We start from the raw sequence: 17,159 nt of genomic DNA, 5'->3' as shown, positions 1-17,159 counted from the left end.
ACAAACCCATGAAAAAAACATATATCATATATAGTCTTTTGTTGATCGCTGGAGTTTTAAATTTAATTTCCTGCGACCATGATTTGGATATAAATGTTGATCCAGATCTATTGACGCCTGAACAAGTACCAATGGCGGCAGAACTCCCAACAGCGCAAACAGGAATTGCTGCAGCAGCTGGCACCTATTTTGCCATTCCTGGGGGTTTTTGGAGCCAATTTTGGACCCAGAGTGCGGTAGCCAATCAATACCGTATTTATGATAACTACTCAGTTACCAATTCGAGTACCTTGTTTAATGATGGTTGGTCTCAAATCTATGATGCCCTAACCGATATCAGAAACATTAAAGCAAATGCAAAAACCGATAGCAATTGGAATTATTATTTGATTGCCTCTACCTTAGAAGCCTATGCATTTCAATTATTGATAGACTTTTATGGATCAGTTCCATATACCGATGCAAATAATACTGCAATTCTAGCTCCAAGTTTCCAATCTGCGGAGGAAGTATACGATCTAATGGTCTCAGACCTAAAAGAAGCCCTTTCCAAAAATCTGGCAAATTCTCCATTGGATAACGTTCCAGGCGAAACAGATCTTCTCTTTGAAGGAGATATGGAGAAGTGGGCTCAATTTGCCAACACTTTGTTACTACGATTGTATTTGAGACAATCCAATGCACGCCCCACAGTGGCTTCTTCAGGCGTTACAGAATTAATTAATTCAGGCGCAAGCTTCCTGAATGAATCTGCGGCAATTACCCAATTTGTAGATGAGGCCAGCCGAAGTAATCCCCTATATGAAAATGAAAAAAGGCAGCTGAATGTGGGTACCAATTTAAGAGCCAGTAACACCATGGGGTCTTTTTTGGAGGCTGCCACGGATCCAAGATTGGCAGAATTCTATGACGGTAATACCTTTCAACTGCAAGGCGATTTTGGTGATGGCTCCGGCGATGCCTCGGTAGTTGTACTCCATGCTACGGATCCTTTCTACTTCATTTCTGAAGCTGAAAGTAAATTCCTCCAAGCGGAGGCGTATGAAAGATATTCAGAAGGTACTGAAGCTCAAGGATTATACGAAGAAGGGGTCTTGGCAGCATTTGCCCAGTTTGGTCTGGACGGTAGCGACATGCTGGCCACAAATTATGCCTACCCTAATAGCAACGATGAAGAGGCAAATATCAAAGCCATAATTACGCAAAAATGGATCTCCCTCTATCCAGGTAGTGGTTTTGAAGCTTTTATAGAGCACAACCGGACCGGATATCCCCAAATAAGTCCTGTAGTAGGTGATGACAATAATTATGTTCCCGGAGAATTCACCTACTCCGTAGAAGGAACCACAGGAGGGCTTTTCCCAAAGCGATTTCTATTTCCGTTGGATGAAACGCAACGTAACCCAAATACTCCGGCACAAATTCCATTAACAGAAAAAGTTTGGTATGCTAATTAAAAAAGAAAATATGATGAAAAATAGACTGTCAATTATAATTACAATAGCAGGATTGTTGTCTTCCTGCTCATCGAATATGGATACTGGTGGTGTCTCCAGACTTACCTATTTCCCAATAATCACCATGAATGGAGATGCTGAGTTGCTAGTCCCTTTGGATTCAACCTTTGAAGATCCGGGAGCCACGGCCGACGCAGGAGGAAGTTCTGTTGAAGTTGCTACGACAGCCAGCGGCACCTATCAGGGAGTGGATGGAGTAGATACATCAATTCCAGATAACTATCTAGTGACCTATTCAGCTCAAAACGATGACGGTTTTGATGGAACAGCTATTCGAAATGTCTGGGTGGCAAACACCGGGGATTTGATCAATAGTATAGAAGGGCTGTATTTGGCAAACGTACAACGAACTCCAAATTTTGAGTTCCTTCCCCAATATACGGACATGAACTATGTTCTTATTTGGCAAACGGATGTTGGAACAGGCACTTATGAAATATCACATGCTCTTGGAGCCTATTATGATATTGGGCGTGGCTTTGGTCCAAATTACGCCGCTCGAGGCGCTGTGATAACAGCAAATGACATCCCATCTAACGATTTCACCATTGCTCAAGCTGTCTTTCCAATTTGGGGAAATACCGTTGACATAACAGATTTTCAAGTTGACCCAGAAAATAAGCAAATAACATTCACCGGAACCGGGAATTTTGGTAACGGTGTATTTCAAGTTCAATTAACCCAAGTTCAATTTTGATTTTAAGAAAAATGAAAAGTATTTATACAAATAAAGTTTTAAAGGTCTTGGTTATTTTTTTGGTAGGGATTTTGGCCTTGGCATGCGATAAACATGAAGATTATGTCCCAGGAAAAACCGCACTTACTGAAAGTAGTGGAGACTGGTTCATAAGGCTACTAATAGATGGTGAAGACATCTATGGATTAGGTTACAATCTAATAACCACAGCAAATAGTGCAGATGAAACTTCTCTTTGGATTGATGATCATCATGCTATCTGGGATTTCAAGACGAAATGTCCTATAAATGCCGAAACCATGAAATTTTCAGGCTCTGATCTTGCCAGCAATGTAGATGGTTATGAAGTTGACGTTACCATCTCCAATGGAGCCATATTCAAGGATGCTGTTGAGTCCACAGGCGGTAATGTTGTGGATAGTATTTATTTTGAGGCTGAGTTCTCTGATGATCCCAATCCTGGAACTATTTACCAATTTGCAGGCTACAAACGCACAGGTTTGGCAGAAGATGAACATTAAGGTGTAGCGAGGAAGCCATTTTTGATGAGGGCTTTCCCAGAAGAGGTTGTTCTAAAAGGACAACCTCTTTTTTTTTGTGCCGCGCAGAGCATCTATCAAAACAACTTGAGTTGCAACAAGATACTATCTGCCTGTCCAACATTCAACAGTTTAAGCTTTTATGTCAGGTCGAGCGCAGTCGAGACCTACTTAAAATTCGAGTCATATGGACTTCTCCACTGCCTGCCTGTCGGGAGACACGGCGCTCGAAGTGACATCAGTTCCATCAACAAGCTGTGTACTTAGGTTGAAACACAGTTAAATTTGTGATTACTGGTGAGCCCTGAATAAAACGAAACAAAAAAAGCCTCCCTTAAAGGGAGGCTTTTTTTATTCTATAACGATTGCTTACCTACTAATAAAAAGTAGCTCGCTTGTCCTCAATATCGGCTCCATCTTTAAGCGCATTGTAAACCGCTCCGTTTACCCTATTGGCTGCATTGGTTCGCAAAGTTTTGGCGTAGGTGCTAAAGTTGTCCACATTAGGGGCTTCTTCCTTCTTGGTCACTTGGATCATAAATACTCCGGTTTCTCCCTTAATCAGACCTGAGGTTGCACCTTGACCCAAAGCAAAGGCAGTACCTACTACCAATGGCTCTCTTCCTGCACCTGGCAGGGTTGGTGACTTCATGGTCAATGCAGAGGCATTGGATTTGGCAACGTTGCTAGCTGAAGCAAAGGCATCCAAATCCATATTGGAATGTGCAGCAATAATTTGCTCTGCTTTACGATCTTTTCTGATTAATGGTAAAGCAGTAGCAGAAGCATCCTCAGGAGTCATTAGTCCCTCCTTATATTTCTTGGTCACTTGTACTACGGCATAACCGTTGTTGATGTTGAAACGTCTAATATCTCCCACCTTGGTATCATCGTTAAAAGCCCACTGAACAATTCCTCGTTGAGTGGAAAGTCCAGGTAGGTTCTCATCCAACTCCTTGATTTTGTTTACCGGTCTAACCACATAGGTGCTTTCATTGGCAATATCACTAAAAGCTTCCGGCTCGGCATCAATGGCCGCCATTTCAAATTTGGTGGCATCGGTGAACAGGGTATTGATGGTTTCTTCAGATGGGGCTACCTCACGGGAAAGCGTGGCCACCTGAAGCAAATCTTGCTTGTCATCAATTTTAATGATATGGAACCCAAAAGGTGTTTCCACCATTCCAATTTCATCCAAATCGTGCTCAAAAAGGAAGTTTCTGTAATTTTCAGCCAACCCTAGGTCAGTCTGTCTAAAGTAACCGATATCTCCTGAACGCTGAACCGCTGTTGGGTCATCTGAATGTTCTCTGGCGAGGGCTGCAAAATTGGCATCGGCCTTTTTGGCTTCTTCCAACATTTTCTTTGCTTCTTCCTCCGCCTCTTCCTTGGTTCTTGTGATATCTGCCCCAGCTCTTTCAGCACCTTCATAGGCGTAAAGAATATGGCTTGATTTCACGGCTCCTTCGGCTTTTTTATCCAATATCTTTGTCACCCTAAAGAAATCTCCATCGCGATATGGTCCGTAAACCTCACCAATGGACAATCCCATCAAGGTGTCAGCCGCAATAGATGGCAGTTCACTTTTGGCTTTGAAAATGCTATCATATTTGGTATCAGAATTTCTATCCAAGAAAGCTGCGATATCATCTGTATTGGAAAATTGCTTTTCCACGTAGGTGGTGTCAGCGGCGTTGGTCACCTTGTCCTCAATTAAATTGGTGATATCCTCTTTTACCTGATTCTCATCACCCAAAGAAGGCTTTTCCTCAAAAAAAACAAAACGTATATCCCTGGCCTTTTCTTGTTTGAATTGGTCCTGATGGTTGTTGATATACGTCTGAATATCATTTTTTGAAACTTGAATGGTGCTATCGGCAATTGCAGTATAAGGTACACGTACATACTGGATGTCTACCTTTTCGTTGGCCATTTTGTAATCGAACTCTCCTTCGGCAAGCGTGGCTCCCACACCTCCCTTGATCAAATTAAAATACAAACGTTCTTTGGCGGATTGAATGATGCGCGCCTCATCCTGCAACCAAGCATCGTAACGCAAAGGGTCATTTACACTCCAGTTGGCAACGGCACTTCGAAATACTTCAGCATTAAAAATTCCATTCTCATCCTGGAATTCCGGGATTTGGGCATAACCGGAAGTTCTAACGAACTCGATAATCTGATCGCTCTCCACATCAATTCCCAAATCCTTGAACTGCTGATCCAAAATGGTGTTTCTTACTTGCTGCTCGTACACCTGGTTCACCAATTGTGTATTGGAAAAAGTAGGGCCAAAACGTCTTGAGGCCGACTCCACTTCTTTTCTAAAATCGTCAATGGAAATACTCTCCCCATTAATCTCAGCCACCGCGGAGCCTACTTTAGCACCTCCTGCAAAATCATTGCTGGTAAAGACTCCAGATATTACAAAGGCGAACAGGGCCATACCGATAATCAAAATCAGCACAGTTGTTCGTTTCCTAATATTCTCTAATATTGCCATTTTACTGCTTGTTTTCTGCGAACTCCTCTACGCTTTTTCCAGTTGGTTAAAAAATTTACGTGAGTTCAGTATTTTCAGTGGGCGAAAATACCATTTTCTTTTCAAATAGGAAAGCTTAAAAAAGCTTGGAAATTGTTAATCTTCAGGGAAAACCTGTAGGTTCACCAAATCGATTTTGGTATTGGACACTTCCAATATCTTGAATGAGAAATTGTCGATTTTCACTTCCGAATCTTGTTCTGGAATTTCACCCGTTCCGTTCATGATGAGTCCACCCAATGTTTCGTACTCCTCACTTACCGGTAGCTCCAACTTATAGTTTTCATTGATGTAGTCCACCTCTAAGCGGGCAGAAAACTTGTAAACGTTCTCACTCAACTGCTCCTCATGCAAGTCTGTACTATCATGCTCATCCTCAATCTCCCCAAATAGTTCCTCTATAATGTCTTCCACTGTCATGATGCCAGATGTACCCCCATATTCGTCCAAGACCACGGCCATACTCTTCCTTTTTTTGGTGAGTACGTTAAGGATATCTTGGATCAACATGGTTTCTGGGACAAATTCCACCGGAAGTAAGATGCTTTTGATGGTTTTTGGTTTTTTGAAGAGTTCATAGGAATGTATATACCCTATAATCTCATCTATGCTCTCTTTATAGACCAAGATTTTGGAATATCCCGTTTCCGAAAATAATTTGGCCAGATTTTTTGGAGTCTCATCCAGTTCTACCGCCATGATTTCGGTTCTAGGAACCATAGCTTCTCTTGCCTTTACATTGGAAAATTCAAGGGCTTTCTGAAAAATCTGGATTTCTGAATCCACCTCATCTTCCTCCTCCACCGTTTCCATTTGTTCGGTAATGTAATCCCCTAGTTCCAATTTGGTAAAAGCCAGTTGTACCTCATCTCCATCGGTTTTGAAAAAGACCCGCAAGATGAAATCCGACACTTTGATCACAAACCAGGAAATAAAAGAGAACAGCACATAAAAGAAATATGCGGGAATGGCAAAGAACTTCAACAAGGTGTTGGAGTAAATCTGAAAGAGCACCTTGGGCAGAAATTCTGCCGTGATCAATATAATGAAAGTGGAAATGATGGTTTGAGACAACAGGCTAAAATCCGTCAACAAAGCATTCGCAAACTCACTTGATGTGGGCAACAGGGTTTGGAACCATTCCATCAACATATCGCCCATAAAGAGTCCATAGACCACTAGGGCAATATTATTGCCAATAAGCATGGTGGCAATAAATTTGGAAGGCTTTTCAGTTAGCCAAGTAAGTACCTTGGCAAAAAAACCTTCCTGCTTTTTTTCGATTTCTATATGAATCCGATTTGCCGAGACAAAGGCAATTTCCATTCCGGAAAAAAAAGCCGAAAACAGTAAAGACAATACTATTATGATCAGCGAAGGGTCCAAACAATACTACTGTTGGTTATCTTGTTTTCGTTGCTCGAAGCGCTTGCGGTACTTTCTTCTAAAAAGAAACATGGCAATGGAGACCACTGCGAAAAAAATGAATATATAGGTCTCCTTGGGTTCCACGCTCCACAAGGTGGCCACCTTGTAAATGGAAACAATGGCAACAGCCAAGTACAGGTATTCGGTATATCTTAAAATCTTAATCATCCAGTTCTTTTTCTTTTATTGTCATTAGACCAAAGGTCTTATGGGCCTTAAAATAACTCCGATTCCTATTGAAGTCCATTCCTTCCCCATTCATAATGGAACCGTCCTCAGGGTTGGTAAAGGTGAAGGCCTCTTCGGTAAAAATCCAATTGTTGGATCGGTCAAAAAACATCTGTGGCGCCTCCAATTTCTTCCCATCATGACTTTCCAGAACCACATTGCCCTGTAAGTCAATCAGATCGGTCTGGGTATACACAATTCCATAATCGGCAGTAATTACACTCTTCTGATTGTTATCATCAAAAAAGTCCACCTTGAGTCCATTAGGAAAGGTACGAAATTTAAAAACTTGGTTGTCGAAGTCTTCATAAACAGGACTTGTAAGAACGGCAATAACCTGTGAGCTATCTTGATCCTGTGTGCCCAATTCTTTTGTGGTCTTGGTATAGGTCAGCGTCAAATTTTGCGCGACCCCTTGCGGATAAATTGGCTTTACAGCTTCTTCCCCAACCCTTTCATAGTTGTCCCCACAGGACATAAAAAGGATTGCCACGGTAAAAACCGTGGCAAAACACTTTAAAATATTTCTTGATTTTCGAATCACACTATAGACTAGGCACTCTTACGCTACCTCCTACCCAACAGCTGAAACTAACTGTTTTACCAGCCATTCCAGAGCTAAAAATCATCTCCTTGGTAGGAGCCCTTTCTGTATAACTGGAAGCAGATTGATTGGCCCTTCTACTCAAAGCTGGATCGACTCGACCTGCTTTTCTGGCCATTTCTGCAGCTCTCCAGTAGATTGCTCTCTTCTCAAACGGAGTACTACCGCAAGCATTGGCACTAGTGGCGTACAAATTGGCAATCAATAAATACGCCTTACCATTAGCTGGGTTGGCATTGATCGCTTTTTGGGCATAGTTCCTTGCCTGGGATTTGCTGCCTCTTCTTACTGTAGTAGCAATCTTGTAAAGGATGTTGGATTTTCTATGGGAATCGGTTTCCAATTCCACCGCCTTGTTAAAGTCAGCTATGGCACCTTTGCTATCACCTGCTTTTTGCTTCAACACACCTCCATACATATAGGCATCTGCAGAAGGATCCAAGGCCAATTGCGCTTCAAACAATTTTCTAAACATAGGATCATCCGTACATTCTTTGGCAAACATTCTTCCCACTGCACGCTTAACCCAGTTTACGTCGCTCTTTTTGGCTTCGTAACTTTTCTCGTAAAGGGGAATTAAATTTTCGCAATTTGCCAAATCCCCTAATTTGGTGTCAATACTGGAAGCAATCTGACCATAAGACTTGGAATTCGTTTCATATACCTTTTTAAGGCGCTTTTCTTTAGAAGTCAATTCAGTTCCAGCATCTTCTTTTTCCAATAACTTGCTCAGGGACCCAGTTAGTTTCTTATTTTCAGCCTCAACCTTTTCAGTTACATCATCATATTTGTCAAACACTTCTTGAAGTTCTTTGGACCCTGCCTTGTGCAAGTCAACCAAAGTAGAGAAGTATAGGTACAAAGCTTTTGGGTTTTTGAAGTTCTTTCGATCTTCATTAAAAGCTTTGTCCAGCATATCGTACAACTGTGCATCAGAAGCCATTTTATTGTCATAAGACAACAAGGCCTTGTCAATAGCCACCTCAGCTTTGCTAAACTTGGTTGGGAAATACTTAAGGCTATTGTCATATAAGGACATCAAATCTTGGATGTATCCATCTTTGTCTGCCCCAGAAGAATTTTTGATTTTATGGGAAAGTATTTTTTCGCCGTAAGAGAAATTGGCCTTGTTGATGTCAGGGCAACTTTCATACACCATTTTCCATGGTTCATAAGCGGCGTCGTAATTTTTAACTTTAGCGTGTTCTGCGTAAATGGAAAGATTGGTCATGCACTCTGGATTCTGTGCTTGGGCCATACTTAATCCCATCGACATAAGTACCGCTATCATCGTTAAGTAGTGTTTCTTCGTCATCTTACTAATTTTAAAGTGGTTAATGTACAAATTTTCATGAAAAAAATATCTTAAAGGAGCAGATATCACAGGTATTTTGCAGATATCAAAATAAAATCCCCATCAATTTATTTTTCTTTTAAGGAACCATTTGTCATTTAAGGACAGACCAACGTTGACTTTAAAGTAGCCCTCTTCAATCAGGTTCGCATCTGTTGTGCCTCGTTTTCCTAGCTCAAATCCTAAGTTTACATTGGAGAAACTATTGCCCAACGGTAACCCAAATCCAAAATTTATGCCAAAATCATTGATCTCTTGCCCATTAACTTCCAATCCGCTCACTTCATAACGCAATCCAGCTCTATAGGTTATCCTTTTATGGTATCCTCCCAATGCCCTATAGTCCGGTACCCAATATCCGCCCAGTGCAAAACTACTTGCATCCGTATATGCCACGTTTTCTATCGCTAGAAAGTCATTTGTGAAATCGCTAAACTTCTGAAAACTATATTCCCCACCTAAAAACCATTTCTTGTTTTCCCCAAAACCAAGACCCAATGTGGTTTTGGTTGGTACTTTCAATTCCGTGTTTTTAAGATTGTTTGTATGTAGGTTCACATCAATTACTTCAATTTCCTGACCATTGACCAAGGAGAATGACCCCAATCTTGCCGAATTCTCTGAAGCTAGGTTGCCCTGGGTATTAACCAAAACAGAGGTATATAAGGTATATTTATCCTTGATTGTGGGTGTATATGTGGCCGCATAGTTGAAATCCAGCCCATTGATTCGTGATTCCCTTCGGTCCAAGGTTCCAAACTGGACCCCTTCCACACTTTGGATGCGTTGATATTCCAAAGTTCCAAAGTTGAAATTAGCTGTTACACCAACACTAAGGTTTTTAATGGGCTCAAACCCAATGGAGAAGAAAATCCGGTTTAATCCACCATCTCCCGTAAATACATTGGTAACCGCTTGATCGTCGTTGTTGGTAGTTTCATCCGTCAGCTCATAACCTACAGAAGACAACGGCATTATTCCAAATCCAGCTCCAACTTTATTTCCAATGGGGAAACCAATAGCCAAATAATCCAAATTAGTGACGTTTGCGGTTTGTTTTTCCTGACTGTCCTTTAGGGTGAACCTACTACGGGAAATCCCTGCGGTATAGGTAGTAAGTCTTAACTTGGAATAGGCAGCTGGGTTGTTTAGGTTTATGTGGATACTATCCCCATACAAACTAATTCTCCCCATCATTTGGTTTTCTACGGAACCACTGTTCCTAAGGTCCCCAATACCAAAATATGAATAAGGTGATATAGTGGCGTTTTGCGCAAAAATGCCGTGTGCAGCTACGCAAAATAATGCAATCAAAAATTTCTTAACCATCTAGCGTTTGTTGTATTCCAGCAAGTAGTTTAGCCCCTCCAAGAGAAATTTAGAATTCGCAAATATGGTATTTTTTAGCCGTTTAGCAAAAAAATGGAAGTCGCCTCCTGTTAAAATAACTGTTAAATCTTGAAAGCGAGATCGGTACTGATCAATTACTCCGTCAATTTCTTGCGAAACCCCATTGATTACCCCACTGTGCATGCTGGTTTCGGTTGAGTTGCCAATAAAGTCCAGGATTTCGTCTGGTTCCAACAACGGAAGCGCAGCTGTTTGGTTGTTCATGGCCCTATATCTCATTCGTATTCCGGGAGAAATGGCGCCTCCAACATACTCGCCGGAGTCGTTAAGCATGTCATAGGTAATACAGGTTCCCGCATCCACGACCAAGGTGTTCTTCCTAGGATTTTTGTAGAAAGCTGCCGTGGCCAAGGCTACACGATCCATTCCGAGGGTATGTGGTGTTGCATAACTGTTTTTGAAAGGCACTTTGGAATCATGTGACAGCACATGTACCTTGCAAAAAAGGGAAACCAAATCGGATTCTTTGTGTTGCAACTCCCCTACCGAAGATATTAAGGCTTGGTCAATCTTGGGAAATTGCTCAAAGAGCTCTTTTACTTTGGACAGGAACAGTTTTGACTCGGAAGCTTGGTCGAACAACAGTGTGCGATTTTCAAAAACTGCATACTTTATAAGGGTGTTACCAATGTCGATGACCAAGTTCATATTGCAAAGATGGAAAATTGAAAAAAAACACCTGCCTTTTTTCCCCTTTTTGTTTGTATATCCTAATTTTGAAATTATATTTGCACCCGCCTTTGCAAAAGGCTTGGAGGGTACCTTAGCTCAGTTGGTAGAGCAACGGACTGAAAATCCGTGTGTCCCTGGTTCGATTCCTGGAGGTACCACGAAGTGGTAGATACAGAAAGCACTCTTGAAGAAGGGTGCTTTTTTTGTGCAACAAAATGAATCGAGGCCTGTCCTGAACCTGTTGAAGGAATAACTGGAAGTAACACAACCCATTAAATACAGAAAGCACTCTTGAAGAAGGGTGCTTTTTTTGTGCTTTTTTTCAAATTTCACCCGTGCTCTTCAATCACGGTTTCCCAGGTCATAAGTTCTAGATATTAGTGCCGTATCTTCAGAAAGATTACCTCATTATCCAAAAACTTTCAAGTCATTGCATACAAATGGTTCAAAAAATACGTTGTAGGTAAAGACTTACATTGATTGTAGTTTTTATTTATAATTCGTATGAATGCAACTATTATAAGGGAAAAGGTAAAAGATACGTTTACCAATACATTTAAATCGACAGCTGTGCTATTCGTGGCCATGCTATTATCTTCAATGCTACTAACCTGGCTGGTATCAAGTTTTGATAGTAAATCCTTGCCCGTATACTGGTTGCTGATTGTTGGCCTAACTTCCTTACTATTGGTTTCAAGTGTCCTGGTGTATAGAAACCTAAAAAAAACAGCAAGGGATAGTTCGCATTTTGCTCAAAATAGGGCCATAATCAAAACTGCCGCCGAGTGCATCTTCACTATGGATGGCAATCAGGTTATACAGTCGTTCAACCCTGCTGCAGAATCCCTATTTCAATATACGGAGAAGGAAATTAAAGGAAAGCACATCGACTTTTTGCTCTCGGACGATTTTGTCCATAATGCGAATGACACTACTGAATGCAGCAAGAATACTAAAAATGCTCAGCTAATTGGTAAGGATCAAAGGGTATTGGCCAGAAAAAAGGACGGTACACTGTTTAACGTCAATGTTTCAATTGCGGAAATCCAGATTGGGGCCCAGTTTACCCTAGCAGGTATTATGCGGGATCTATCCGAAGAAACCCGACAACAGGAAGAGATTGAAAAAAGAACCCAGGAAATTGAAAAACAGCATTGGATCAAAACAGCCATTTCAAAAGTATATGACGTAACCAAGGGAGTTCAGGACATTGATGCACTTACAGCCATCTTGAGCGGGGTAATTAGCAAACTTCTGGAAGCTTCCGTGGGTACCTTTTATCTAAACCAGGGTCTTTTTGACTGTGATTCGGACGAATTGAAACTATATGGAAGCTACGCTTTTAAAAATACCAAGGGACTTCCCGAAACCTTAAAATTTGGCGAAGGTCTGGTAGGCCAATGTGCCTTTGAGGGAGAACCAATAACCATAAAGGACATTCCAGAAAACTATATAGAGGTTAACTCTAGTTCCGGTAAGTCCATCCCGAACGAAATAACCATAATTCCAATAAAACACAACAGCGAGATTATTGGGGTAATGGAGTTTGGAACCATAGGTAGTTTCAGTGAGGTGCAACAGGAGTTCGTAAAGGAAATCTGTTCTTCCATTGGAATCATTATCAAAGGAGTGGTTGAAAGAGCCAAAACCGAGGAACTGTCCATTGAAATCAACAATCAAATATCCGCTATCAATCGTTCCAATGCGGCCATCGAATTTGATCTTGACGGAAACATTCTTACGGCCAATTCCCTTTTCCTGGACCTTATGGGCTATAGTTTGGATGAGATAAAAGGCAAACACCACGAAATATTCGTGGAAGCTGAATATGCCAAATCCAAAGAATACAAAACGTTTTGGAAAGAACTCAAAAAAGGTGAATTTAAACAAGGAGAATTCGAACGTTGGGGAAGAGAAAAGCAATCTGTTTGGATACAAGGCTCCTACAATCCCATATTTGATGTGGAGGGTGAGCCCTATAAAGTGCTAAAAGTTGCGGTGGACATCACCAAACAAAAAGAGCAACAAATAAAAACGGATGAACTCTCCATAGAGATCAACAATCAAATTTCCGCTATCAATCGTTCCAATGCGGCCATTGAGTTTGATTTGGACGGACATGTACTTTCTGCCAACGATCTGTTCCTTAATCTAATGGGTTACACTTTGGATGATATCCAAGGGAAACACCACAAAATGTTTGTGGGCAATACCTATTCCAAATCCAGAGAGTACCAGGGGTTCTGGAAAGAACTGAAGCAAGGGGAGTTTAAACAAGGTGAATTTGAACGTCGAGGAAAAGATAACAAAACCGTTTGGATTCAGGGGTCGTATAACCCCATTCTAGACGTGGAGGGTCAGCCGTATAAAGTCCTTAAAATAGCTGTTGACATCACGGAACAAAAGAAGATTCAGTTCGAAGTTCAAAAACAAAAAGAGATTGTAGAGGCCCAAGAAGAAGAATTACGGGTTTCCAATGAAGAACTTACCAAACAGGCCAACCAGTTGCAAGCTTCGGAAGAAGAATTGAGGCAACAGCAGGAAGAATTGGAAAAAGCCAATGTGTTATTGGAGGAAAAGGCACAACAACTGGAAGAACAACATCTGTATACAGTTGAAAAAAATGCGGCCCTGGAACAGGCTCAAGCGGCATTGGTCCTCAAATCGGAGGAGCTTGAAAAAAGTGGTCGATACAAATCTGAGTTTTTGGCCAATATGTCCCACGAGCTTAGGACACCTCTCAATAGCGTCATCATTCTATCCAAATTGCTACAAGACAACAAAACAGAGAACCTCACCGAAAAACAAATTGAATTTGCCCAAATCATCAATAAATCTGGAGAAGATCTACTTAGCTTGATCAATGAGGTATTGGATCTGGCCAAAGTGGAATCCGGTAAAATTGAGTTGGAAATTGAATCAGAAGATATTATAAGGTATGCAGAGGACAGCAAAAAAACCTTTGTAGCCATAGCACAGGACAAAGGGGTTGATTTTGTGCTAAACATAGACAAATCCCTTCCGGAAACCTTTACCACAGATAAACAAAGGCTAAATCAAGTTATCAAGAATTTACTAAGCAATGCCTTCAAATTTACTGAAGAGAATGGTACCGTAACCCTAGACTTCAAAAAGAGCAGAACACTTCCAAAGTTCACCAGTCCTTCCCTTTTAAAGCAAGAACAGGTATTGCAAATTTCTGTGACAGATACCGGTATTGGAATCGCGAAAGAAAAATTGGGGTCAGTTTTTGAAGCATTTGTACAAGAGGATGGCACTACACAAAGAAAATATGGAGGTACCGGCCTAGGTTTAAGTATTTCCAAAGAATTGGTAAAGCTTTTGGGCGGAGAAATCTTTGTGGAAAGTGAAGTTGGCAAAGGTTCTACTTTCACACTGTTCCTTCCCTTCGACTGTTCGGAAGTAGTTCAACAGGCAACCGCTGAGAACAAGGAACCCGAAGAACAATCAACTGAACAAGAAGACTCCAAGGTTTTGGAAACCCCAGAAATGGATGAAAAAACCGCCTCGGGCAACAAGAAAAAAGCTTTGGGGAAAAAGTTGGAAGCCGTTATCGCCGATGATCGTGATCAGCTTCAAGAGGGCGATAACACTATTTTGGTTGTGGAAGATGACCTTCAATTTGCCAAGGTACTTCTAGATCAAGCTAGAGAGAATGGTTTCAAAGTAGTGGTCACCGATCAAGGCGACAAGGCTCTACAACATGTGGAGGTATACAACCCAAAGGCCATAATCCTAGATATGCAGTTACCTGTAATGGATGGCTGGACGGTACTGAAAAAACTAAAAGCCAGCAAAGAAAACGCCCATATCCCCGTACATGTTATTTCCGGTATTGATAAAACCAAACTTGGTCTGGAAATGGGAGCTGTGGAATATTTGGTGAAGCCCATTGCGCTGGATACCCTGGAGCAAACCTTTTCCCTTATTTCAGAATCCATTTCAACCAATGATGTTAAAAAAGTACTGATCATTGAAGATGATGAATTGAACAATCAAGCGCTACAGGAAATGATCAAAAGCAAACGATTGGACGCCATTGCCGCGAAAAATGCCAAGGATGCCCGAAAGTTGTTCAAAAGTGAGCATCCCGATTTGGTTGTTTTGGACCTTGGCTTGCCTGATATAGATGGCATTGAACTATTAAGTGAGCTTAAAATGCAGAAAAAAGAGGTTCCAGTAATCGTATTTACCGGTCGCGAACTGACCAAAAAAGAACTGAAGCAGATTGAGCGCCACAAGGACACCTCGGTAGTACTGAAGACTACTAAATCCTATGACCGTCTTTCTGAAGAAACCGAACTCTTCATGAACATGCTGAACGCCACCCAAACCGATTATCAAGTCTTGCCTCCCAAGGAATTTGGATCAGAAGACATCATAAAAGGAAAAAGGATTCTCATTGTGGATGATGACATGAGAAACATCTACGCCCTGGAAACAGTTTTGGAAGATGCAGAGGTTGTAGTAACCATAGCCACCAATGGCGCGGAAGCAGTGGAAGAAGTAAAGAACGGCGAATTTGATGCTGTGCTTATGGATATTATGATGCCGGTCATGGACGGGTATGAGGCAACCAAAAAAATTCGGGGAATGGGGCACACCAAGCTTCCTATTATTGCATTGACCGCCAAGGCCATGAAAGGAGACCGTGAAAAATGTCTGGAAGCAGGGGTAAGTGACTATATGTCCAAGCCCTTGGATGTAGAAAAACTAATGTCCCTATTAAGGGTTTGGTTATACAATTAATGGAAGCGCTCCTAGAAATTTCAGAAAACGAACTGGATGATTTTATACAATTATCCGACAAGCTTTATGGCATCGATTTTTCGGGCTATGCTTTGGAATCGTTACGGAGGCGGGTCTTGCGTCTAATGCAACTAAAATCCTGCGATTCCTTTACGGCTTTCAAATACTACCTGGCCAATCAGCAATTGAGTGATGAAGAATTACTGAACGAAATCTCTGTTAACACTACGGAAATGTTCAGGGATTTTGAAGTGTTCAAATTCCTAAAGGACGAAGTTTTTAGTGTACTGGAAACCTATCCCAGGATCAACATCTGGCATGCGGGATGCTCAACAGGGCAAGAACCCCTAAGTCTTGCCATATTACTAAAGGAACATGGACTACTGAGAAGAACAGTCCAGTATTGTACGGACATTAATTCTGAAGTGCTGGCCCAAGCTAAAAAGGGAATTTATGAGCTAAAGGAAATGAAGGACTATTCCGCCAATTACATAAGATCTGGAGGAGCGATGTCTCTCTCGGATTATTATGTAGCCAACTACGGCAAGGCAAAAATGAACAGGGAATTGGGAAAGAATATGGTATTTACCAAGCACAACCTAATCAATGGTACCTCCTTCAACCAAATGCATATGATCATGTGTCGCAATGTTTTTATCTATCTGACCACAGCGCAGCAAAACAAAGTGTTGCGCCTGTTCATTGATAGTCTTGTACCCCGTGGTTATTTAATCTTGGGAGTGAAGGAGAGCGCAGTTTTTTCAACGGTTTTAAATGAACTGGAAATTGTAAATGGCAAACTCAAGATCTATAGAAAAAAAAGATAGCCACAGCACTATCAAGGTGGTACTTTTTTGCGGTTCTACCGGCGCCATTGAGGTGTTGGAAAAGTTCTTAATGAATGTGAGCCAAAAAAACCTAAGGGCCGCTTTAGTAGTGATCCTGCACAGAAAAACCGGGACACGGGATTTGCTGGTCAGGTATTTGAATGAAAAACTTAATGTAATGGTCAAAGCAATTGAACATGGCGTCCCTTTGGAAAAAGGGGTCATTTATATAGCCCCTGCAGGATATCACTGTATGCTGGAAAAGGACATGACCTTGAGTCTGGACCTCAGTGAAAAAGTAATGTTCTCCAGACCTTCGGCGGATGTATCCCTAGAATCATTTTCATATAATCTTAAGGATCGATTGATCGCCATTATTGTGAGCGGTGCCAATTCTGATGGTGCGGATGGTGCTAAATGTGTATCCCGCAGAAATGGAAAAATTATTGTGCAAAATCCAACAGAGGCCTTTGCCAAAACAATGCCAAGTGCAGTTATTGATAGCTTGGACAAGGTAGACCACATTGTAACCACCAAAGAACTTTATAAAACAGCCGCCAAATACTTTTAA

13 protein-coding genes and 1 tRNA gene are annotated in these 17,159 nt (G+C 41.4%); 7 read left to right on the top strand and 7 right to left on the bottom strand.

Annotated features, from left to right (window positions below):
• Positions 1-8: 8 nt before the first annotated feature.
• The 3 genes from FGG15_RS15550 to FGG15_RS15540 are packed head-to-tail and all read left to right on the top strand — an operon-like array spanning position 9 to position 2,735.
• Entirely contained in the window at positions 9-1,457 is a 1,449-nt protein-coding gene (locus FGG15_RS15550; RefSeq protein WP_138837876.1) for a SusD/RagB family nutrient-binding outer membrane lipoprotein, read from the top strand.
• A 10-nt stretch (positions 1,458-1,467) separates the two neighbouring features.
• Positions 1,468-2,214: a BT_2262 family domain-containing protein gene (locus tag FGG15_RS15545; RefSeq protein WP_161991978.1), complete on the top strand. Its 747-nt coding sequence runs from the start codon at positions 1,468-1,470 to the stop codon at positions 2,212-2,214.
• Positions 2,215-2,225: 11 nt separating this feature from the next.
• Positions 2,226-2,735: a lipid-binding protein gene (locus FGG15_RS15540; RefSeq protein WP_138837871.1), complete on the top strand. Its 510-nt coding sequence runs from the start codon at positions 2,226-2,228 to the stop codon at positions 2,733-2,735.
• A 394-nt stretch (positions 2,736-3,129) separates the two neighbouring features.
• On the opposite strand, the gene FGG15_RS15535 is transcribed toward FGG15_RS15540, so the two are convergent.
• The 7 genes from FGG15_RS15535 to FGG15_RS15505 all read right to left on the bottom strand — a co-directional run bounded on the left by FGG15_RS15535 (position 3,130) and on the right by FGG15_RS15505 (position 10,967).
• On the bottom strand, positions 3,130-5,256 hold the full coding sequence (locus tag FGG15_RS15535; protein WP_138837869.1) for a peptidylprolyl isomerase: 2,127 nt from the start codon (positions 5,254-5,256) through the stop codon (positions 3,130-3,132).
• A gap of 135 nt (positions 5,257-5,391) precedes the next feature.
• The gene (locus tag FGG15_RS15530; RefSeq protein WP_138837867.1) at positions 5,392-6,681 is read right to left on the bottom strand and encodes a hemolysin family protein; all 1,290 of its coding nucleotides are present in this window, start codon (positions 6,679-6,681) and stop codon (positions 5,392-5,394) included.
• Positions 6,682-6,687: 6 nt separating this feature from the next.
• Complete coding sequence (locus tag FGG15_RS15525) at positions 6,688-6,891, bottom strand: hypothetical protein (protein WP_138837866.1); 204 nt, start codon at positions 6,889-6,891, stop codon at positions 6,688-6,690.
• Positions 6,884-7,495 carry an LPS export ABC transporter periplasmic protein LptC gene (gene lptC, locus FGG15_RS15520; RefSeq protein ID WP_138837865.1) on the bottom strand — a complete coding sequence of 204 codons (612 nt, stop codon included), beginning with the start codon at positions 7,493-7,495 and terminating at the stop codon, positions 6,884-6,886. The genes FGG15_RS15525 and lptC overlap by 8 nt, the downstream gene beginning before the upstream one ends.
• A gap of 1 nt (position 7,496) precedes the next feature.
• Positions 7,497-8,870 carry a hypothetical protein gene (locus tag FGG15_RS15515; protein WP_138837863.1) on the bottom strand — a complete coding sequence of 458 codons (1,374 nt, stop codon included), beginning with the start codon at positions 8,868-8,870 and terminating at the stop codon, positions 7,497-7,499.
• A gap of 102 nt (positions 8,871-8,972) precedes the next feature.
• Positions 8,973-10,238 (bottom strand): BamG family beta-barrel-assembly machinery protein, encoded by a 1,266-nt coding sequence (locus FGG15_RS15510; protein ID WP_138837861.1) that lies wholly within the window; start codon positions 10,236-10,238, stop codon positions 8,973-8,975.
• The gene (locus FGG15_RS15505; protein ID WP_138837859.1) at positions 10,239-10,967 is read right to left on the bottom strand and encodes a type III pantothenate kinase; all 729 of its coding nucleotides are present in this window, start codon (positions 10,965-10,967) and stop codon (positions 10,239-10,241) included.
• Positions 10,968-11,076: 109 nt separating this feature from the next.
• Here FGG15_RS15505 and FGG15_RS15500 point away from each other — a divergent pair.
• From FGG15_RS15500 to FGG15_RS15485, 4 genes are all read left to right on the top strand, one after another.
• Positions 11,077-11,149 (top strand) — tRNA-Phe (locus tag FGG15_RS15500).
• A gap of 346 nt (positions 11,150-11,495) precedes the next feature.
• Positions 11,496-15,761 (top strand): response regulator, encoded by a 4,266-nt coding sequence (locus FGG15_RS15495; protein WP_138837857.1) that lies wholly within the window; start codon positions 11,496-11,498, stop codon positions 15,759-15,761.
• On the top strand, positions 15,761-16,588 hold the full coding sequence (locus FGG15_RS15490; protein WP_138837855.1) for a CheR family methyltransferase: 828 nt from the start codon (positions 15,761-15,763) through the stop codon (positions 16,586-16,588). Before FGG15_RS15495 ends, FGG15_RS15490 begins: the two co-directional genes overlap by 1 nt.
• A complete protein-coding gene (locus tag FGG15_RS15485; RefSeq protein WP_138837853.1) occupies positions 16,554-17,159 on the top strand; it encodes a chemotaxis protein CheB in 606 nt (201 codons plus the stop codon). The genes FGG15_RS15490 and FGG15_RS15485 overlap by 35 nt, the downstream gene beginning before the upstream one ends.

The organism is Flagellimonas algicola (genome assembly GCF_005937185.1).
Lineage (GTDB): Bacteria > Bacteroidota > Bacteroidia > Flavobacteriales > Flavobacteriaceae > Flagellimonas > Flagellimonas algicola.
This window is presented reverse-complemented; position numbering and strand designations above follow the sequence as displayed.